23 protein-coding genes are annotated in these 17,198 nt (G+C 63.3%); 9 read left to right on the top strand and 14 right to left on the bottom strand.

Annotated elements, in window-relative coordinates; genetic code table 11:
• Window positions 1-6: 6 nt before the first annotated feature.
• The gene (locus HMI60_RS19060) at window positions 7-1,236 is read right to left on the bottom strand and encodes a GAF domain-containing sensor histidine kinase (protein ID WP_055973596.1); all 1,230 of its coding nucleotides are present in this window, start codon (window positions 1,234-1,236) and stop codon (window positions 7-9) included.
• Between the two features lie 77 nt (window positions 1,237-1,313).
• On the opposite strand from HMI60_RS19060, the gene HMI60_RS19055 reads away from it, so the two are divergent.
• Complete coding sequence (locus tag HMI60_RS19055) at window positions 1,314-2,726, top strand: MFS transporter (RefSeq protein ID WP_079582413.1); 1,413 nt, start codon at window positions 1,314-1,316, stop codon at window positions 2,724-2,726.
• 7 nt (window positions 2,727-2,733) lie between these two features.
• Here the strand turns inward: HMI60_RS19055 and HMI60_RS19050 are convergent, their stop codons facing one another.
• From HMI60_RS19050 to HMI60_RS19010, 9 genes are all read right to left on the bottom strand, one after another.
• Window positions 2,734-3,063, bottom strand: a complete 330-nt coding sequence (locus HMI60_RS19050) for a hypothetical protein (RefSeq protein WP_018779789.1) — start codon at window positions 3,061-3,063, stop codon at window positions 2,734-2,736.
• Window positions 3,060-3,686, bottom strand: coding sequence for an Asp23/Gls24 family envelope stress response protein (locus HMI60_RS19045; RefSeq protein ID WP_193591226.1), 627 nt, complete (start codon window positions 3,684-3,686; stop codon window positions 3,060-3,062). Before HMI60_RS19045 ends, HMI60_RS19050 begins: the two co-directional genes overlap by 4 nt.
• Window positions 3,683-4,279 (bottom strand): RNA polymerase sigma factor, encoded by a 597-nt coding sequence (locus HMI60_RS19040; RefSeq protein WP_018779791.1) that lies wholly within the window; start codon window positions 4,277-4,279, stop codon window positions 3,683-3,685. Before HMI60_RS19040 ends, HMI60_RS19045 begins: the two co-directional genes overlap by 4 nt.
• A 90-nt stretch (window positions 4,280-4,369) precedes the next feature.
• A complete protein-coding gene (locus HMI60_RS19035; protein ID WP_018779792.1) occupies window positions 4,370-4,600 on the bottom strand; it encodes a CsbD family protein in 231 nt (76 codons plus the stop codon).
• A 77-nt stretch (window positions 4,601-4,677) separates the two neighbouring features.
• On the bottom strand, window positions 4,678-5,283 hold the full coding sequence (locus HMI60_RS19030) for a hypothetical protein (RefSeq protein ID WP_193590219.1): 606 nt from the start codon (window positions 5,281-5,283) through the stop codon (window positions 4,678-4,680).
• A complete protein-coding gene (locus tag HMI60_RS19025; RefSeq protein WP_018779794.1) occupies window positions 5,280-5,873 on the bottom strand; it encodes a DUF6286 domain-containing protein in 594 nt (197 codons plus the stop codon). Before HMI60_RS19025 ends, HMI60_RS19030 begins: the two co-directional genes overlap by 4 nt.
• Window positions 5,870-6,247 (bottom strand): hypothetical protein, encoded by a 378-nt coding sequence (locus tag HMI60_RS19020; protein ID WP_227453600.1) that lies wholly within the window; start codon window positions 6,245-6,247, stop codon window positions 5,870-5,872. Before HMI60_RS19020 ends, HMI60_RS19025 begins: the two co-directional genes overlap by 4 nt.
• Entirely contained in the window at window positions 6,244-6,435 is a 192-nt protein-coding gene (locus HMI60_RS19015) for a DUF2273 domain-containing protein (protein WP_018779796.1), read from the bottom strand. The genes HMI60_RS19020 and HMI60_RS19015 overlap by 4 nt, the downstream gene beginning before the upstream one ends.
• Window positions 6,432-6,920: an Asp23/Gls24 family envelope stress response protein gene (locus HMI60_RS19010; RefSeq protein WP_193590218.1), complete on the bottom strand. Its 489-nt coding sequence runs from the start codon at window positions 6,918-6,920 to the stop codon at window positions 6,432-6,434. Before HMI60_RS19010 ends, HMI60_RS19015 begins: the two co-directional genes overlap by 4 nt.
• A 188-nt stretch (window positions 6,921-7,108) precedes the next feature.
• Here HMI60_RS19010 and HMI60_RS19005 point away from each other — a divergent pair, with 188 nt between their 5' ends.
• The 4 genes from HMI60_RS19005 to HMI60_RS18990 all read left to right on the top strand — a co-directional run bounded on the left by HMI60_RS19005 (window position 7,109) and on the right by HMI60_RS18990 (window position 9,730).
• Window positions 7,109-7,405 (top strand): hypothetical protein, encoded by a 297-nt coding sequence (locus HMI60_RS19005; protein ID WP_110506052.1) that lies wholly within the window; start codon window positions 7,109-7,111, stop codon window positions 7,403-7,405.
• Window positions 7,406-7,505: 100 nt separating this feature from the next.
• Window positions 7,506-7,709: a hypothetical protein gene (locus HMI60_RS19000; protein WP_227453599.1), complete on the top strand. Its 204-nt coding sequence runs from the start codon at window positions 7,506-7,508 to the stop codon at window positions 7,707-7,709.
• Between the two features lie 131 nt (window positions 7,710-7,840).
• Window positions 7,841-8,641: a DUF1206 domain-containing protein gene (locus HMI60_RS18995; RefSeq protein ID WP_018779800.1), complete on the top strand. Its 801-nt coding sequence runs from the start codon at window positions 7,841-7,843 to the stop codon at window positions 8,639-8,641.
• Window positions 8,642-8,794: 153 nt separating this feature from the next.
• Window positions 8,795-9,730 (top strand): SDR family oxidoreductase, encoded by a 936-nt coding sequence (locus HMI60_RS18990; protein ID WP_193590216.1) that lies wholly within the window; start codon window positions 8,795-8,797, stop codon window positions 9,728-9,730.
• Here the strand turns inward: HMI60_RS18990 and HMI60_RS18985 are convergent.
• From HMI60_RS18985 to HMI60_RS18975, 3 genes are all read right to left on the bottom strand, one after another.
• A complete protein-coding gene (locus tag HMI60_RS18985; RefSeq protein WP_193590215.1) occupies window positions 9,727-10,602 on the bottom strand; it encodes a helix-turn-helix domain-containing protein in 876 nt (291 codons plus the stop codon). The two genes, HMI60_RS18990 and HMI60_RS18985, sit on opposite strands and share 4 nt — an antisense overlap.
• A 166-nt stretch (window positions 10,603-10,768) precedes the next feature.
• Entirely contained in the window at window positions 10,769-11,026 is a 258-nt protein-coding gene (locus HMI60_RS18980) for a hypothetical protein (RefSeq protein ID WP_193590214.1), read from the bottom strand.
• Window positions 11,019-11,288, bottom strand: coding sequence for a GlsB/YeaQ/YmgE family stress response membrane protein (locus HMI60_RS18975; RefSeq protein ID WP_018779804.1), 270 nt, complete (start codon window positions 11,286-11,288; stop codon window positions 11,019-11,021). The genes HMI60_RS18980 and HMI60_RS18975 overlap by 8 nt, the downstream gene beginning before the upstream one ends.
• Before the next feature lie 651 nt (window positions 11,289-11,939).
• Between HMI60_RS18975 and HMI60_RS18970 the strand changes: the two genes are divergently transcribed.
• Window positions 11,940-12,392: a hypothetical protein gene (locus tag HMI60_RS18970; protein ID WP_018779805.1), complete on the top strand. Its 453-nt coding sequence runs from the start codon at window positions 11,940-11,942 to the stop codon at window positions 12,390-12,392.
• Window positions 12,393-12,405: 13 nt separating this feature from the next.
• On the opposite strand, the gene HMI60_RS18965 is transcribed toward HMI60_RS18970, so the two are convergent.
• On the bottom strand, window positions 12,406-13,110 hold the full coding sequence (locus tag HMI60_RS18965; RefSeq protein WP_193590213.1) for an alpha/beta fold hydrolase: 705 nt from the start codon (window positions 13,108-13,110) through the stop codon (window positions 12,406-12,408).
• A 215-nt stretch (window positions 13,111-13,325) separates the two neighbouring features.
• Here HMI60_RS18965 and HMI60_RS18960 point away from each other — a divergent pair, with 215 nt between their 5' ends.
• From HMI60_RS18960 to hpaE, 3 genes are all read left to right on the top strand, one after another.
• Entirely contained in the window at window positions 13,326-14,849 is a 1,524-nt protein-coding gene (locus HMI60_RS18960) for a fumarylacetoacetate hydrolase family protein (protein ID WP_193590212.1), read from the top strand.
• Entirely contained in the window at window positions 14,842-15,507 is a 666-nt protein-coding gene (locus tag HMI60_RS18955) for a GntR family transcriptional regulator (RefSeq protein WP_018779808.1), read from the top strand. The genes HMI60_RS18960 and HMI60_RS18955 overlap by 8 nt, the downstream gene beginning before the upstream one ends.
• Before the next feature lie 85 nt (window positions 15,508-15,592).
• Window positions 15,593-17,104 carry a 5-carboxymethyl-2-hydroxymuconate semialdehyde dehydrogenase gene (hpaE, locus tag HMI60_RS18950; RefSeq protein ID WP_193590211.1) on the top strand — a complete coding sequence of 504 codons (1,512 nt, stop codon included), beginning with the start codon at window positions 15,593-15,595 and terminating at the stop codon, window positions 17,102-17,104.
• Window positions 17,105-17,198 lie beyond the last annotated feature (94 nt).

Below are 17,198 nucleotides of genomic sequence, written 5' to 3'. Positions count from 1 at the left end.
CGGCTTCTACGTCCCGGCCGGAAAGCTCACCGCAATAGTGGTGCCGCCGCCGGGGGTTTCGGCGATGCTGAGGTCGCCGCCGTGGGCTTTCGCGATGCTGCTGCAGGTTGCCAGGCCCAGCCCGGAGCCCGGGCCGTCGCCTTCCCGGCGCAGCCGCACCAGGGGTTCCAGAACTTTGTGGCGGTCCTCGGGTTTGATGCCCTTGCCGTTGTCCGCGATGTAGACGGTTGCGCCATGGTAATTGGAAACACCGCTGATGCTGACCCTGGGATCCCGCTCGGGGCTGCGGTAGTTCATGGCGTTGGACAGCAGGTTCTGCAGGAGTGTCCGCAGCTGCCCACGGTCCGCGTGCACAGTGATGTCCTGGATGTCAACGATTCCGTCGTTCTCTATTCCAAGATCCCTCACCACCTCTTGGGTGACCTCGAGCAGCGAGACGCGGGCAGGCTGGATGCCGCCACCGACGCGTGAGTAGCTGAGGACGTCTTCCAGCATCCCCAGCATCCGCCGCCCGCTGGCGCCAATGCGGTCCAGGTACCGTGCAGCGGGGCTGTTGGGCTCAATGTCGGGGTCGTCCTCCACCAGTTCGACGTATCCGAGGATGGTGGTCAGGGGGATGCGCAGGTCATGGCTTACCCGTCCGGCGAATCCTGCGAGCTTGGCGTTGCTTGCCCTGAGCTCGGAATAGGTGCGGTCCAGCTGGGCGGTACGGTGCTGAAGTTCCAGGAGCTCAACCACCTGCTTGGCCAGGACCTCCAACATCCCGAGCTGTTCCTGGCTCAGTTCCTTGGTCTCGTCCGAGAAAACACACAAGGTTCCCGGCACGAAGCCCGATTCGGTTTGCAGCGGCACCGACGCGTAGAAGCGGACGTTGCCTATTTCTCCCGTGACAAAAGGGTTGTCGGCAAAGCGTGGATCCCGGGAAGCGTCTGCCACCACCGTCCGCTCCCGGGAGAGGAAGACCTTGGCGCACATCGAGTCCTCCCGGGAACAGACACCGGGCTCCACGCCCCAGGCCCCGATTTGGTGCTGGTATTTGGCGCTGATGATATTGACTACCCCAAACGGGGCACCGCAAAGCTCAGTGGCGAGCCGTACAAGGTTTTGCAGGGCGCTCATGACTGCGGCGTTGGGAAGGAGGACGGAATCCACTGCCGGGTCAAGGCCGTATTCTTGGAGTTCCATGTCCCGGCCGAAGTCCGTAGTGAAAGCCAGCCGTCCCTGAATTTCCGTCATTGAAACAACCCCCAGCAGTCTTTTGAATTCCCTGCCGATACTACCGGGAGGTTGGCCCCGGTGGTTTACTGGGACGCATGACCGAGCAGGAACCGGCCGCCGCCGGGTCTACTGGCAATGTCAATCCTCCGGAACGCACGCCCGCGGAGAGAACACGGACCTTCACGGGGATCCTGGTCAACACTGCCCTGGCCAACATCACCACCAGCTACCTGTGGTTTGCGCTGACGTTCTGGGTGTACCTGGAGACCCGCAATGTGATTGCCACGGGGGTGATCGGCGGGGCCTACATGCTGCTGATCGCGCTGTCCAGCATTAGCTTCGGCACCTTCGTGGACCGCTACAGGAAGCTCGCGGTGATGCGCTTCGCCGCCGGATTTACGCTGGTGATGTTCGTGCTGTCCGGGGTGATGTTCCTGCTGACGCCGGAACAGGCGCTGTTGGACCTGTCCCAACCGTGGTTTTGGATCTTCACCTTGATTATCCTTGTCGGCGCGGTGGTGGAGAACATGCGCAACATCGCCCTGTCCACCACGGTCACCATCCTGATCGAACCGGACAAGCGCGCCAACGCCAACGGACTGGTGGGCATGGTCCAGGGGTTGATGTTCATCGTCACCTCGGTCCTTTCAGGACTGTCAGTGGGACTCCTGGGAATGGGCTGGACCGTGGTGGTGGCCTTGGTGCTCACAGCCCTGGCCTTCGCGCATCTGCTGACGTTGCGCCTGCCGGAGGAGGTCCGGGCAGCAGCATCCGACGCCCACGGTGGGTTCGATCTTCGCGGATCCTGGGCAGCCGTCATGGCCATCTCGGGGTTGTTCGCCCTGATTGTTTTCTCCACCTTCAACAATTTCATCGGCGGGGTCTACATGGCATTGATGGACCCTTACGGCCTGGAGATGTTCCCCGTGGAGATCTGGGGCACGGTGTTCGCGGTGGGCGCCACGGGCTTCATCCTGGGCGGGGCGCTGATCGGGAAGTTCGGGCTCGGCTCCAACCCTTTGCGGACCCTCCTCATCGCGGTGGCGGTGATGGGGCTCGTCGGAGCTGTCTTCACCATCCGCGAATGGGCTTGGCTCTACATTGCCGGGATTTGGCTCTACATGGCACTGGTTCCGGTGGTGGAAGCAGCTGAGCAGACAGTCATTCAGAAAGTGGTGCCCCTGTCACGGCAAGGAAGGGTCTTTGGTTTCGCCATGGCCTTCGAATCCGCAGCGGCCCCCATCACTGCGTTCCTGATCGCACCGATTGCCCAGTTCTGGATCATCCCCTACGCCCGCTCCGCGGAAGGTGCCGCGCAGTTGGCGCCGCTTCTGGGGGAAGGAACCTCCCGGGGCATTGCCTTGGTGTTCCTGGTGGCGGGCCTGATCATGATCGTGGTTGCCCTGCTTGCTTTCCTGGCCCCGGTCTACCGCAGGGTCACTGCCTCCTACGCGCAGGCAGCCGAGGAGGAACAGAGCGAGGACGCGGACAGCCCGTCCTCCCGTTGAGCCGCGGTCAGGCGTCGATTTTGGCCACCAAAACCTCGACGACGGCGGGTACGTTTCCCAGGTGCCTGCGGATCGCCGCGGCTACTTCGCGCGCCACTTGCGGGGCCGGCAGGAGGCTTCCGACGCCGATCCGGGCCTTGACGGCCACCACGCCGTCCTCCCCGGCCAGGCTTATCAACGGCAACTGTTCGCCGGTTACTGCCGCCACCGCTGCGCCGGCAATCGACTGCCACAATGGCTGGGCCGGATATACCGCTGAGACTCCCTCCACTGCCTGGACGATGCCGAGCAGTTCGTCGGCCAGGGCGGGAGACTTGGCTTCCACATGCTCCGTCATGGCTGGTCCTCCTTGTTCGGGGTCATGGCTGGCTTGTTCGGGGACATGGCTGGCGCGGGGAGCTCCAGCACATCGGTGACAGTGATGTTGATGGCTTGGATGTTCAGTTCGGTCTGGACCTCCAGTACCTTCGCGAGTTCATTGCGCAGTGCAGCCGCGCGCTCTTCCATGGCGTGTCCGTAGACCACTGCGATCTCCACCTCCACAGTGATGCCGGCTCCCGGCACGGTAATGTCGCCGAGCAACCTGCATTTACCCGCGGCCGTTCCCGGGAAGGAATCGGCCACCGAACGGATCAGGGCAGACACCGAGCCCTCGGTTTCCCAAAGGGTGTCCTGCGGGTCCTCCGCGCGCAGCGGGATGCTCCGTCCGGGCCGCAGCTCCAGGCGCAGGTTGTCCAGGATGGTCTGCATCCAGTCGTCACTGCCCGAACCGGCGTCGGCTACGTCAGCTGTCAGCAACTCATTTCCGAGTTCCGAGAGCCGGCGCAGGGAGGCCAGTCCCGCCTGGCACTCAGGGCATGAGTCCAAGTGCGCCGGATCCGCAATCTCGCCCGTGTCCAAATAGGCACTCAGTTCCGCGAGACTGTGTCCGCATTCCAAGGCATCGCCGGGGGTTTTCATCGCCACTCCTCCATTGTGCGTGCAAGGGCAATCCGTGCCCGGGCCAGGCGGCCGCGGACGCTGGCGGGGCTGATATTCAAGGTCAGCGCAATCTCCTCATAGCTCAGGTCATTGAATTCCTTGAGTACCCAACAGCGCCGCTGCTCCTCGGGCAGCCGGGCGAGCGCCGACTTCAACGCATCCACCCGGGATGCATTGACGGCGGTGCTTTCCGGGTCCGGGGTCCGTTGGCCGGACGGGGCATCGACGTGGTTTTCGAGATCGTCCAGGGCCAAGTGGTTGCGCCGTTTTCGCAGGTGGTCGATGCTGCGCGTGCCCACAATGCGGAGCAGCCAGCTCTTCACAGCTGCAGGATCACGGAGTTGGTCCAGCTGTTTCCAGGCCTGCATCAGGCTTTCCTGGACGACGTCGTCCGCGTCAGCCAAGGTGCCCGTGAGTCGTCGTGCAGTGGCCCGCATCAATGGACCATGGCGCCGGGCGAGTGCTTCGAAAGCTGCAGTATCACCATCTGCTGCCCTGCCTGCGAGCAACGCGTCCGGCACGAGGTCCAGCTGCTGCTGTGCGGTGGGCGAAACCGCAGGTGAACCAGTCACGTTTCTGCCTTTCAAGTGGTGTGAGTCCGGCTGATCCTCGGATGGGCAGGGACGGTCCCGCCATGAAGCGGAACCGTCCCTGCTCCCGTCCTACTTGTCGGTGAAGCCTTCCTTGAGCTTCCGGGCAGCGTCCTTGATGTTCCCGGTGATGTCGGCAGCAGCGTCCTTGACCTTCTCGCCGGCCTGCTGGAGCTTGGCCTGGGCCTGATCCTGCTGGCCTTCCCGCTCGAGGGTGGAATCGCCGGTGAGCTTACCGGCGCCCTCCTTGGCGGCGCCAAGGTGCTCGGTGGCGGCATTGTTGATCTTGTCGTTGATTCCCATGGTGTTCCCTTTTCTTTTCGGTGCGCGGCTCTGAGTTGCCGTGCAGTTTGTTTACGTGGAGTACTTTGGGCTGACTGTCACCGGGCGCGCCGTGATGAGGACACTTGTGTCCGGGTGCCGCTGGTGATTCGCACCAGGACGGGCATCGGATGTCCCAGCCAGGCATCAATTTCCTGGAGCAGTTGTTCCACCGTGTCGCCAATATCCCGGGGGGATGCTCCTTTGCGGGCTTCGAGCCGCAGCCGCAGAGCCGTTCCGCGGCGTGATTCCCAGGCTGAGACGGAGGTCGCCAGCACGTCGGTGTTTCCGTTGAGGGCTTCCTTGATGGCTGCGGAAACCAGCCCCGCGTCCACGACCGTCCGGCCTGCGTTGCCCTCTGAGCGTTCGGCCAGGCGGGGTGTCTTTCCGCCACCCTGCGACGCCAGCCACGCTGCGCCAAGGACCGCACCGGCCAGCAGCACGGCAATTCCCAGCACCAGCCACCAGCTCCGAACAGGGTCCGGCAAGGGGGCGGTGCCTGCCAGGTTGCGCACGTGCTCCCGAACAGAGGAGAGGTTTGTTTCCCAGAAACCTGCGGCCCCGGGGAGGGTGCCGGCCGCGATGAGTGCGGCGCCGGCGCCCAGCAGGATGATCCCCAGGATGGTGAGCAGGATCCGGTTGAGGGCCCGGTTCGTGTTTCTCATTGCCCTACCGCTCCTTCGTTCAGAATGTGGACGCTGGACCTGACGGGGCGGTCCAACGCATAGGCGGCCAGTTCGCCGTCGACCGCTGCCTGGATGTCTTCCACCGCCAGTGGTTCGCCCGACGTCGGACGCACCTGGACGCGTACGGAACGTCCGCCAACGGTGGTGGTCACCTGGCCCGGGGCCAGGCCTGCGGCGCGTCGGGCCGCCTTGGAAACCGCCGCCGCGATGACTTCGTGGTCCACCACGACGGCGGCGCGTGCGCTGCCGAGGGCCCGGCGTTGCCTGCGGCCGCTGCCGAGGGCAAGTCCAAGAAGCAGCAGTGCCACGATTCCCAGTCCGGCTCCGGCCGCCACCATGCCTGCCTGTGTGGTGTTGGCCGGAAGCTCAATCAGCCACCGGAGCATCTGGGCCGGGCTGGCGAGCACCGGCTGGTCCTTGAGCAGCCACAACACTGATTCCAGTGCCAGCCACAGGAAGACGGCTATCAGGAGGGACGCGGCCACGATTGACGGGACCGCCCTCGAGGAGTGGGTTTCGCGTCTGATCAGACGGCGGCTTGCCGTGTCCTTGCTGATTCCACTGCTCATTCCACTCTCCTTTCCCTGGGCTGTTCGGCCTTCCCGCCGGTGAGGCGGATGTCTACCCGGCCTATGTCCAGGCCAGTGATTTCCCGCCCCCGCGCCACGATCTGCTCCCGGGCGAAGTGGGCCTGTTCGAATACCGTGTCCCCACCGTTCCGTGGCTTCAGGAGCTGGGGGAGGGCCAGCTTGACGGACACACTGACGCCGAGCTTCCCGGCGTCGTCGTCCAGCGTTGCTGACACGTTGCCCGTGGCCACTCGGAACGCGTTGGCGGTAACCGATTCCACGGTCTTGCGGATGGCGGTGTGGGTGAGGCGGTTGTGCCCGGCCCGGTCCCCGGCGTCCATGCCAGGCCGAGGGCCGGCTGATGCCCGGTTCATGAGGAGGAGCGCTTGCCCCGCAGGGCATCAAGCACCCCGCGAAGGTCAAGCTTTCCCTCGGCGGAACGGCCCAGCACCGCACCGACCCCCATGAACAGTGCCGTGAGCAGGAGGCCCCAGAATCCGAAGGCCAGGCCTGCCAGGGCGAGGACTGCCCCTATTGCCAGGCCGGCGATGGTGGGACTCATGCGACCCTCGGCTCACGCTCGATGTCGTCAGCGTCCGCGTCTTCCGACGGAACGTGGATGTCCGTGATGGTGACGTTGACCTCGGTGACTTCCATGCCCACGAGGTCCTCGATCGCGGTGTAGACGGCATTGCGGGCGTTGTCCGCAACTTCCTGGAGCGGGTGGGGGTATTCGACTACCAGCGTCACGTCGACGGCTACCTGGGTTTGGCCCACTTCCACGTTGACGCCCTGGGTGAGGTCCTTCTGGCCGACCTTCTCCCGCAGGTTGCCGATGGCGCGGGCTGCGCCGCCGCCCAGGGCGTGTACGCCAGGGATTTCCTGGATGGCGATGCCGGCAATCTTGGCGACTACGCCGTCCGCGACAGTGGTTGCGCCTCGGCCGTCCTTGCCCTTGTCCCTTTCCGGAGCGTCCACAGTCGATACAGAGCTGTTTCTGGTGTTCTTGGCCGGAACGTCAGCGGGGGTGTGCGTTTGGATCGTCATGGCGATGGCTCCTTGTCTGTTGTGCGGCGCTTGTTGTGCGCCGTCATGAATAAGACGTGCGTGCCAGGGAATTCCTCACGCTCGAAATCGTGTGATCTGGGTCACTGCCCATGCGAGGCGCTGGCGCATGTAGTTAGTTTGCCATATAACTAGTTTATCGAGACACATCTTCACGGGAGGGGTACCAAATGACTGCAGTGGTTATGACCGGGACGAAGGACGCGACTCTTCCGGAAATCTTGAAGGAAGCCCCTGTTTCCACGCCGTCGAAAAGAACCGGGCTTCTTGACCTGGTGTGGACGGCGGCCGCCCGAGTGGAGGGTCTCCAGTGGGAAATGGACGAGGCCGAGGAGTCCTTGGCCCAGGCCATGCGAAGCGCAGTGACGGCAGGAGCAGGCCTGCCGGACCTGGCGATCGCATCCGGGATGAGCTTCGCGGACATCGAGCAGTTAATGGCACAGCAGGTGGCCGGTCCCAAACCTTGAGCAAATCTTGAGATGACCCGGCGTCGTTCTTGAGGACACTGCCCGATGGTTGAACCATCAGCTATTGGAGCTGATGGGAACTTCCAGGAAGGCGACCGAAATGACTGCTCAAATCACCGCCCCGACCAATGGTGCCGGCGAGGCCAACACCGCCCCGGACGTACGTCCCTTTACTGCGCAGGCCAACCATCAGTCGGCGGATTCCCCGGTCCAGGGCCGAGCAGTCGTGACAGTCCGCGAGCAGTTCAACCCTCTTGGTGCGGGGCTGCGGAGTATCTGGCCCCAGTCGGTCGTCGGGTTCTAGGATCTTTTTGGTTTTTCTACGGGCAGGCACCCAGGTGCCTGCCCGTCGTCGTTAATGCCGTGGCATTCACGGGGTGCGGGTGGGACGATGGTGTCCATCGGAAACTAAGGAGGCTTGTCATTAAAGAGGAGATGAGGAAGGCCGCCGATGCGGCCGAAGAGGCCTCAAACTCGCGGACCTTCGAGATCGTTGCGCGTGCCGGGTACGCCGTCAGCGGGCTGCTGCACGTCCTCATCGGAGTCATCGCCCTCCAGCTGGCGTTCGGGCGCGGTGGCGAAGCCGATGTGTCAGGAGCGGTGGCCTCGCTGGCCAGCCAACCTGTGGGTCCGGTGCTCCTCTGGGCCTGCTTCGGTGCCTGCGCGGCGCTGGCGTTGTGGCAACTGGGTAACGCCATCCTTGGGGAACGGACCTCCAGCAAGAAGCTCACCAAAAGACTGTCCGCCGCAGGCCAGGCGCTCGTGTTCGCGGCCTTGGCGGCGACGATCGTCTCGTTCATCATGGGCCAGGGCAAAAACAGCCGCGAGTCCAGCAGCGATTTCACCCTCACCCTCCTGAGTGCTCCCTTCGGGGTGTTCCTGCTGGTCGCGATCGGTGCAGGCATCGCCATCACGGGCATCGTGTTCGCCGTGCGCGGCTTCCGGCAAACGTTCAAACGGGACATCTCGTTGTCCTCGGAGGAGGCCGTCCGCAAGTTCCAGGTCGGCGTGGGCGTGGTGGGCTACATAGCGAAAGGCATTGCCCTGTTCCTGGTCGGCCTGCTGGTGGTCATCGCCGCCATACGTGCCCAACCGGAGCAATCAACCGGCCTGGATGGAAGCCTGAAGGCGCTGCGGGAGCAGCCATATGGGCCGTACTTGCTGGCCGCCGTCGCCGTCGGGCTGATTGCCTACGGGCTCTTCCTGATGGTCAAGGCCAAGTCCCTCCGGACCTAGCGATTTCCGGTGGGTCCTGCCAAGGGAGCCGAGCACGGTTTAGGGGCCCGGGTGGTGGGTACAGGTCCAACAAACCGTGCGATGAACCAAACCGTGCGATGGAACACCGGTTCGGTGAATCCTGCGAGCAGGCTACCTGAGAGGGGCAGAATCATGACTCACGACCATCCACGCCGGAATGACGACCCGGAAGCAGGCGGGCATCGCCTCGCCTCCGCGCCCTCGGATCCCCGGAGCGGCTATTACGGGGATAAATTTCCCCGCCAGGAGCAGCAACAGCCAGGCCTGACCAAGCCCCTTGACCCACAGCCCGACCACGGCGAAAAAAGCTACGTTGGGCACGGCCGGCTGCAGGGCAAGACGGCGCTCATAACCGGTGGGGACTCCGGTATCGGTGCCGCAGTGGCCATCGCCTACGCGCGGGAAGGTGCCGATGTAGCCATCAGCTACCTCCCGGAAGAGGAAGAAGACGCGCAATCGACGGCGGAATGGATCCGCGAGTGCGGTGCCCGGGTCCTCCTGCTGCCCGGCGACGCGCGGGACGAAGGCTTTGCCGCCGAAATCGTGGAACGCACTGTTCAGGAGCTCGGCGGCCTCAACGTCGTAGTGCTGAACGCGGCCTACCAAAAGAACAGGGAGGGCCTGGAAACGATCCCCACTGAGGAGTTCGACCGCGTCTTCAAGACCAACCTGTACTCCCTCATCTGGACGGCACAAGCGGCTATTCCCCACCTCCGCCCCGGAGCGTCGATCATCGTGACCGCATCCATCCAAGCTTTCAATCCCTCGGCGCAACTGGTGGATTACGCCATGACCAAGGCTGCCCAGGTGGCCTTTACCAAGGCCATGGCCGAGGAACTCGGACCCAAGGGAATCCGCGTCAACGCTGTGGCGCCCGGTCCCATTTGGACTCCGTTGATCCCCGCCACCGAGTGGCCGGACAAGTTGCCCTCATTTGGTCAGGACACGCCCTTGGGCCGTGCCGGACAACCCGCGGAGCTGGCTCCTGCATACGTCCTGCTTGCCTCCGACGAGGGATCCTACATTTCCGGTGCAGTACTGCCCGTGACGGGAGGCAAGGGGCTCTAGGCCGGGGCAGAACCTGCGGTATCCCTTTCCACGGGAATCCACAGTTGGCCACGGCCGTGTGTTCCGCCTGCCTCCACCTGGACACTGAGCATTTCGGGTCCCGGCGCCCATCGGTACGGGTTGGCCGGGAACCACTCAGTGGCGGCGTCCGCCCACATACTCTGAAGAACCTCGGGGAACTTTCCTTCGGCTTCGAAGACTACCCACTGTCCGGCGGGGACCCCCAAGGAATCAAGGCCTTCCGGAGCTGCCTTGGTGCAGGCCACGGCATGCCAGTAGTCCAGCTCGCTTCCTTCGGTCCGCTGCTCATTGACGTTGTCGGTGACAGACAGTGGACCAGAGGGGTCCGTGTCAGCCAACTCAAGCAACCTGGCCGTCAGTGCAGGGTCCAGGCTTCGCTGGAAGTCGATGATCGCCTGGTTGGGCCCCGAGTGTACGAGCGGTACGCGGGCCTTCAAGCCAATCAAGTGGAAAGCTCCCTTATCCACTATGCGGTGTTTCATATCGGTATTCCCTTCAACGCGGAGATGGAACCTCAGTTGAGGTTGGGAATGGAGTACCGCTCCGGGACGCCGGGCCTCTGAGGGTGTCAGCCCATGCATTGCCTTGAAGGCCCGCGTGAACGCCTCGGCCGACCCGTATCCGTAGCGGACGGCAACGTCCAGCACGGTTGCGCCTTCCAGGATTTCCGCCGTCGCTGCGGTGAGGCGGCGTCGTCGGATGTACTCGGAGATGGGTATCCCTGCCAGTGAGGAGAACATCCTCCTGAAGTGGTATTCGGAGGTCAGTGCGGCCTTGGCCAGCTCGCTGACCTCCGCGGTCGCGACCAGATCCTGCTCGATGATGGCCATGGCCCGGTTCCACTCCTGCACAGTTGCCTCCATTCCTTGGGAACGACGCTACGCGGCCCTGTCCGCACATGCCCCGACAATCCATGCCTGAAAATATCAGCGCCTTTCGCCAACGCAAGAACCCGGAGGCTGCAATGCAGTCCTCCGGGTTCTTGCGTTGATTCAGTTATTCACGAGGCGGGAGCCACTACGGCCGGCCTGAGCCTGCTTCTTCATCCGGTTCGGACGAGAACGGCCGGTCAGCCGGGGTGTCTTCCGTGTTCTTGGCGTCGAGTTCGGCATCTGCTGAAGGCACAGTCGACTCGGCGTAGTCACCCTCGGTGTAGTCTCCGCCGGCACCTTCCTTCAGGGTTTCCGGCGACGCTCCTGCGTCTCCGTAATCCCCCTCGGTGTACTGGCCGTCGAGTTCTTCACCGTTGGCATCGCGGTCCTGGTTATTAGCCATGGGTAGCCCTGCGGTTGGTAACGAGGCCGTAGATCAGCAGCACGATGATCGAGCCGCCGATGGCCAGGAGCCAGGTTGTCAGGGAGAAGAATTCCTGCAGGCCCGTGTTGAAGATCAGGCCACCGATCCAACCACCCAGGAGGGCGCCGACGACGCCGAGGATGAGCGTGATGAACCAGCCACCACCCTGGCGGCCGGGGAGAATAAGTTTAGCGATAGCGCCGGCCAAAAGGCCGAGCAGAAGAAAACCAAAGAAACCCATTTTTGTTCCTACTTTCATGTCGATGGAAATTCCACGGACGCGATTAAGCGAGTAAGTTCACCGGGGGCCGATGCTGCGGTGCGGGCATCGCAATGGGGCCCCGGAGGCCCTATGGAATGTAAGGAGAGGAATTGCTCATTCGACTCCGATGTATTTGTTATATCCAGCCAATAAAGCACTCCTGCCAATGGGTCGGACTTGGTACTACATATGCAACGCTAGCCGCTCGCGGCACAAGTAGCAAGTAACCTGACTATCTACTTGTCATGGCCGGGAAGCCGGAAGTGCTGCGAATGGTGCTTTGACCAGCCATGCGGGGCAGTCCCGGTGGGGTTCCCGGCGTGGTTGCGTTCTCCGGCCGTGGAAGGTGCGCAATCCGGCTCTTCGCCACCCGGTAAAGTCCTGCTTTTCCCGGTGCTTGCCGGCAATGACCTTGCGTCACTCCCGGAATATCGAGGCGCCCCTCGATCCCTTTGTTCCAGTAAATGACAATTCGCACGGACCAATCTTTGCTTTTCACCAAGGCGATGGGACCAGCTGAGTGCAGGCCATTACATGGCCCGGTCATTGGGGGCCGGACTATTGGCAGGTGACAGGGCGCGTGGAGCGGGACTAGGGTCGAATAAGAACACCTCTGAAGGAGTGAGTGCCGTGAAAGGTAAAGCATTGTTCGCCGTCGGCGTGGCTGTTGGCTACGTGTGGGGGTCAAAGTCCTGGCCGGAAGTGTACCGGCGGGTCCGCGGAGGCACCGAGAAAGTCCTGAAGAACCCAGAGGTCCAGGAGAACGTCCACCAGGCTGCAGAGACAGTCCAGGAGACCGTTCCGGACATTCTGGAAAATCTGTATGAAGCCGGCAAGAAGCTAATGGAGAAGGCGGAAACCATGTTCCCTGGACACAACTCATCCACGTCCGGTGATCGGGCGGACTCCACTGGCGGCGAGGAGACCAAGGCGGCCACAGTTCCCGTGGCGGCTCCTGCTCCTGCCGTAGCCTCGGACGTCGTGTCCGATCCCGCCCTCGACGACACCACAGGTACGGACTGGACCGATGAGGGCGGCGCGGCGCCGGAAGGCCCGGCAACCAACACGCCACCCCGCCACTAGTAGCTGCAGTCCGTTAACCGCTGTGGTTGACGGCCGTCAGGATGGCCTGGCCCAGTTCGCCGGGTTTGGTGAACTGGGGCCAGTGCCCCGTGGGCAGATCCACGTAGTCAACGTCCCGGATCCGGGCTGGTTCGGCCGTGAACGGATGCCCGGCGTCCATCCACTCCTTGAGCAGTGACGATGGAAACTCGCACGCGATGATCGTTGCGGGGACGTCGTAGCGGGCAGTGTTCGTGAGGTGTTGCTGGTCGAAGGCGACGCCCTTGGGTTCGGGAATCGCCCGGGCGCGGAAGACTGCTTTCAGCTCGTCGGTGAGGTCCACGAGATCCTCATCTTCAAATGCTTCCCACGGCGGGAGGGGTATCCCGTCGCCGTCGTCCGGTAGTTCATCATTGATGACCCCGCCCTCACCCAGCGGCCCGCTGTCCACATAGATGGCCCGGGCTATGCGGTCCGGACGGGCGTCAGCCACGCCATGAATAATGGCGCCCCCGCCCGAGTGACCCACCAGGACCACTTTCCCGTCCAGCGAATCCACCTTGTCCACGACGGCATCGATGTGTGTTCGAAGGCCGATGCCCGCCCGGGGTGCGTCCGCCGATTCCAAGCCTGGCAAAGTGAGCGGATGGACCCGATGCCCTGCTTCCACCAGGGCCGGCGTCACCCCATCCCACGACGATGCGTCCAACCAAAAACCCGGTACGAGGATGATGTCCATGCGGGTACCCTACGGGAGGCCGACGACACTTTGTAGTGTTCATCAGTTCTCACGCCAGGGCTTCGCCGCATCCTTCTCCCCGCAGTGTTCCCCCTCCCGCGGGACTCAGCCTCATGGAGGGGGTTGACGGGCATCACATTAACGCGTCATAGTTTTCGTATACGATTTCGTACTCGATAACTGGGGCGATCAGATAATTATCAGGAGGAGGCGCCGTGACACTGGAGTTCCGGACCGAGGAAGTCAGCCAGGACATGCTGGCCCGGACGCGCAAGGTCATTGCGGTCCACATCAATTACCCCAGCCGTGCCGCGCAGCGTGGACGTACCCCGCAGCAGCCGTCGTACTTCCTGAAGCCTTCCTCGTCCTTGGCGCTCGGTTCGGCTGAGGCCCCCGGCATTGTTGAACGTCCGGCAGGTTGTGAATTGCTGGGCTACGAGGGCGAGATCGCGCTTATCATCGGCAAGTCCGCCCGTCGTGTCGGCCTTGAGGATGCATGGAGCCACGTCGAGTGGGTGACCGCGTCCAACGACCTCGGCGTCTACGACCTCCGCTACGCGGACAAGGGCTCCAATGTCCGGTCCAAGGGCGGCGACGGATTTACCCCCGTTGGCCCGGCGCTGATCCCTGCCGACGCCGTTGATCCCGCTGCCCTAACCATCCGCACCTGGCACAACGGCGAGTTGGTCCAGGACGACACCACCGAGGACCTGCTCTTCCCGTTCGGGCAGCTCGTCGCGGACCTTTCCCAGCTGCTCACGCTCGAAGAGGGCGACCTCATCCTCACCGGCACCCCCGCCGGCGCCTCCGTTGCCAAGCCCGGTGACGTCGTCGAAATTGAGGTCACCGGCGGTGGGTTCAGCAGCGGCCGCCTGACCACCAGAGTCACGGAAGGTACGACGCCGTTGGCGGACTTTGGTGCCCGGCCCAAGGCTGATGACATGCAGCGGGAAGAGGCGTACGGATCGCGCGAAGCCGCCGGACTTCAGGCTTCGGAACCGGCGGCTGCCGCGAGTGTGCTGACACCGGAACTGAAATCAAAACTCGAGTCTGTTGCCACCGCCACCCTTTCGTCCCAGCTGCGCAAGCGCGGACTCAACAACGTGAGCATTGACGGACTGCAGGCCACCCGACCCGACCGCAAAGTGGTGGGCCTGGCCCGGACCCTGCGCTACGTGCCCAACCGCGAGGACCTCTTCAAGACCCACGGCGGCGGCTTCAACGCCCAGAAGCGCGCGATCGACTCCGTGAACGAAGGCGAAATCCTGGTGATGGAAGCCCGCGGCGAGAAAGGCACCGGCACAGTCGGGGACATCCTGGCGCTGCGTGCCCAGGTCCGCGGGGCCGCTGCAATCATTACCGACGGCGGCGTCCGCGACTACTCGGCAGTCGCTGACCTGAAGATGCCCACGTACTTCGCCAATCCGCACCCGGCAGTCCTCGGACGCCGGCACATCCCGTGGGACACAGATATCACCATCGCCTGCGGGGGAGCCACCGTCCAGCCCGGTGACATCATCGTGGCCGACTCGGACGGAATCCTGGTGATCCCGCCGGCCATCGCCGAGGAACTCGTGGACGACTGCATCCAGCAGGAAAAGGAAGAGACGTTCATCTTCCAGATGGTCCAGGAAGGCAACAGCGTTGATGGGCTGTATCCGATGAACGCCGAATGGCAGGCCCGCTACCAGGAATGGTCAGCCCACCGGCATGCCGCGGAAGGAGCCCACAGTGACTGAAACCGCCGTCGAAAGTGCTGCCCAAAGCAAGTCCCAGCAGGCCTATACCGCCGTCAAAGCGCGGATCGTCGAGGGGACCTACACGCCGGGTTACCGGCTGGTGCTCGCAAAGATCGCCGAAGACCTGGGCTTCAGCGTGGTCCCGGTCCGGGAGGCGATCCGCCGGTTGGAGGCCGAAGGATTGGTGAAGTTCGAACGGAACGTGGGAGCCACGGTCTCCGGGATCGATCCCACCGAATACCTCTACACGATGCAGACCTTGAGCATCGTGGAAGGTGCCGCCACGGCATTGTCGGCTCCGCTGATCGATTCGGTTGCGATTGCCCGGGCACGTGCTGTGAACGAAGAGATGCGTGAGTGCCTGGAACACTTCGATCCCGTCCGCTTCACGGCTTTGAACCAGGACTTCCACAGTGTCCTCTTTGAACACTGCCCGAACCCGCACATCCTCGACCTGGTCCACCGGGGCTGGAACCGGTTGGCCTCGTTGAGGTCCTCCACGTTCCGGTTCGTCCCCGGCCGCGCCCAGGAATCAGTCCGCGAACACGAAGCACTGCTGCAGCTCATCGAGTCCGGAGCAGACGCCGACACCATCGAAAAAGCAGCCCGCCAACACCGCGCCGCCACCCTCGACGCATACCTCTCCACCACCACCTAAAAGCGACCCGGGGTCACTTATGGCCCATAAACCCACCTCGAATGGGCCATAAGTGACCCCGCGTTGGAAGAAAAGGAAGACAACGATGACGACCTCGGTAGAAACCAACAAGCATTACATTCCCGAAAACCTGCCCACCCATATCCAGCACTTCATCAACGGCGAGTTCGTTGACTCCGTGTCCGGTAAGACCTTCGACGTCCTGGATCCGGTCTCCAACGGCAATTACGCCACCGCGGCTGCCGGCCAGAAGGAAGACATCGACCTCGCCGTGGCCGCCGCCCGCGAAGCCTTCAAGAACGGCCCGTGGCCGAAGATGAAGCCGCGCGAACGTGCCCGTGTCCTGAACAAGATCGCCGACGCCGTTGAAGCGCAGGAAGCACGACTCGCCGAGCTGGAGACGTTCGATACCGGCCTGCCGATCACACAGGCCAAGGGCCAAGCGCTCCGGGCTGCCGAGAACTTCCGCTTCTTCGCGGACCTGATCGTGGCCCAGTTCGATGACGCCATGAAGGTTCCGGGCTCGCAGATCAACTACGTGAACCGCAAGCCGATCGGCGTCGCAGGCCTCATCACGCCGTGGAACACGCCCTTCATGCTGGAGTCCTGGAAGCTCGCCCCGGCTTTGGCAACGGGCAACACCGTGGTCCTCAAGCCTGCCGAGTTCACCCCGCTCTCTGCGTCGCTGTGGGCGCAGATTTTCAAGGACGCCGGCCTGCCCGACGGCGTGTTCAACCTGGTGAACGGCCTGGGCGAGGAAGCCGGCGATGCACTGGTGAAGCACCCGGACGTGCCGCTGATTTCCTTCACCGGCGAGACCACCACGGGCCAGACGATCTTCCGCAACGCTGCAGCCAACCTCAAAGGCCTGTCCATGGAGCTCGGCGGCAAGTCCCCGTGCGTCGTGTTCGCCGACGCCGATCTGGAGGCTGCGATCGACTCGGCACTGTTCGGGGTGTTCTCCCTCAACGGCGAACGCTGCACCGCCGGCTCCCGCATCCTGGTTGAGCGGGCCATCTACGACGAATTCTGTGAAAAATACGCCGCCCGGGCCAAGAACATCGTGGTGGGCGATCCCCACGACCCCAAGACCCAGGTCGGCGCACTCGTCCACCCGGAGCACTACGACAAGGTGGCATCGTACGTGGAGATCGGCAAGTCCGAAGGCCGGCTCCTGGCCGGTGGCGGCAGGCCCGACCACCTGCCTGAAGGCAACTACATCGCACCCACGGTGTTTGCCGACGTCGCGCCTGACGCGCGGATCTTCCAGGAGGAAATCTTCGGTCCCGTCGTGGCCATCACGCCCTTCGAGAACGACGACGAAGCCCTCGCCTTGGCGAACAACACCAAGTACGGCCTGGCGGCCTACATCTGGACCCAGAACCTGACCCGGGCCCACAACTTCTCCCAGAACGTCGAAGCCGGGATGGTCTGGCTCAACAGCCACAACGTCCGCGACCTCCGCACCCCGTTCGGCGGCGTCAAAGCTTCCGGCCTAGGCCACGAGGGCGGCTACCGTTCCATCGACTTCTACACCGACCAGCAGGCCGTGCACATCACGCTCGGTTCGGTCCACACACCCAAATTCGGCGCCTAACTCGGAGTTTTTGTACAGATAACGCCCCTAAAACCCGTTCTAGAGGGCCGTACCTGTACAAAAAATCCATCCAAATGACCCCTTTCAACGAAGA

This window comes from Paenarthrobacter sp. YJN-D (genome assembly GCF_015040335.1).
Taxonomy (GTDB): domain Bacteria; phylum Actinomycetota; class Actinomycetes; order Actinomycetales; family Micrococcaceae; genus Arthrobacter; species Arthrobacter nicotinovorans.
Note: the sequence above shows the minus strand (reverse complement) of the source record. Positions and strands in the feature narration are given on the sequence as shown.

Coding starts and splice junctions, on each gene's coding strand:
- HMI60_RS19060 (WP_055973596.1), bottom strand. CDS start 1,236: ATGACGGAAATTCAGGGACGGCTGGCTTTCACTACGGACTTCGGCCGG.
- HMI60_RS19055 (WP_079582413.1), top strand. CDS start 1,314: ATGACCGAGCAGGAACCGGCCGCCGCCGGGTCTACTGGCAATGTCAAT.
- HMI60_RS19050 (WP_018779789.1), bottom strand. CDS start 3,063: ATGACGGAGCATGTGGAAGCCAAGTCTCCCGCCCTGGCCGACGAACTG.
- HMI60_RS19045 (WP_193591226.1), bottom strand. CDS start 3,686: ATGAAAACCCCCGGCGATGCCTTGGAATGCGGACACAGTCTCGCGGAA.
- HMI60_RS19035 (WP_018779792.1), bottom strand. CDS start 4,600: ATGGGAATCAACGACAAGATCAACAATGCCGCCACCGAGCACCTTGGC.
- HMI60_RS19030 (WP_193590219.1), bottom strand. CDS start 5,283: ATGAGAAACACGAACCGGGCCCTCAACCGGATCCTGCTCACCATCCTG.
- HMI60_RS19025 (WP_018779794.1), bottom strand. CDS start 5,873: ATGAGCAGTGGAATCAGCAAGGACACGGCAAGCCGCCGTCTGATCAGA.
- HMI60_RS19020 (WP_227453600.1), bottom strand. CDS start 6,247: ATGAACCGGGCATCAGCCGGCCCTCGGCCTGGCATGGACGCCGGGGAC.
- HMI60_RS19015 (WP_018779796.1), bottom strand. CDS start 6,435: ATGAGTCCCACCATCGCCGGCCTGGCAATAGGGGCAGTCCTCGCCCTG.
- HMI60_RS19010 (WP_193590218.1), bottom strand. CDS start 6,920: ATGACGATCCAAACGCACACCCCCGCTGACGTTCCGGCCAAGAACACC.
- HMI60_RS19005 (WP_110506052.1), top strand. CDS start 7,109: ATGACTGCAGTGGTTATGACCGGGACGAAGGACGCGACTCTTCCGGAA.
- HMI60_RS19000 (WP_227453599.1), top strand. CDS start 7,506: ATGACTGCTCAAATCACCGCCCCGACCAATGGTGCCGGCGAGGCCAAC.
- HMI60_RS18995 (WP_018779800.1), top strand. CDS start 7,841: ATGAGGAAGGCCGCCGATGCGGCCGAAGAGGCCTCAAACTCGCGGACC.
- HMI60_RS18990 (WP_193590216.1), top strand. CDS start 8,795: ATGACTCACGACCATCCACGCCGGAATGACGACCCGGAAGCAGGCGGG.
- HMI60_RS18980 (WP_193590214.1), bottom strand. CDS start 11,026: ATGGCTAATAACCAGGACCGCGATGCCAACGGTGAAGAACTCGACGGC.
- HMI60_RS18975 (WP_018779804.1), bottom strand. CDS start 11,288: ATGGGTTTCTTTGGTTTTCTTCTGCTCGGCCTTTTGGCCGGCGCTATC.
- HMI60_RS18965 (WP_193590213.1), bottom strand. CDS start 13,110: ATGGACATCATCCTCGTACCGGGTTTTTGGTTGGACGCATCGTCGTGG.
- hpaE (WP_193590211.1), top strand. CDS start 15,593: ATGACGACCTCGGTAGAAACCAACAAGCATTACATTCCCGAAAACCTG.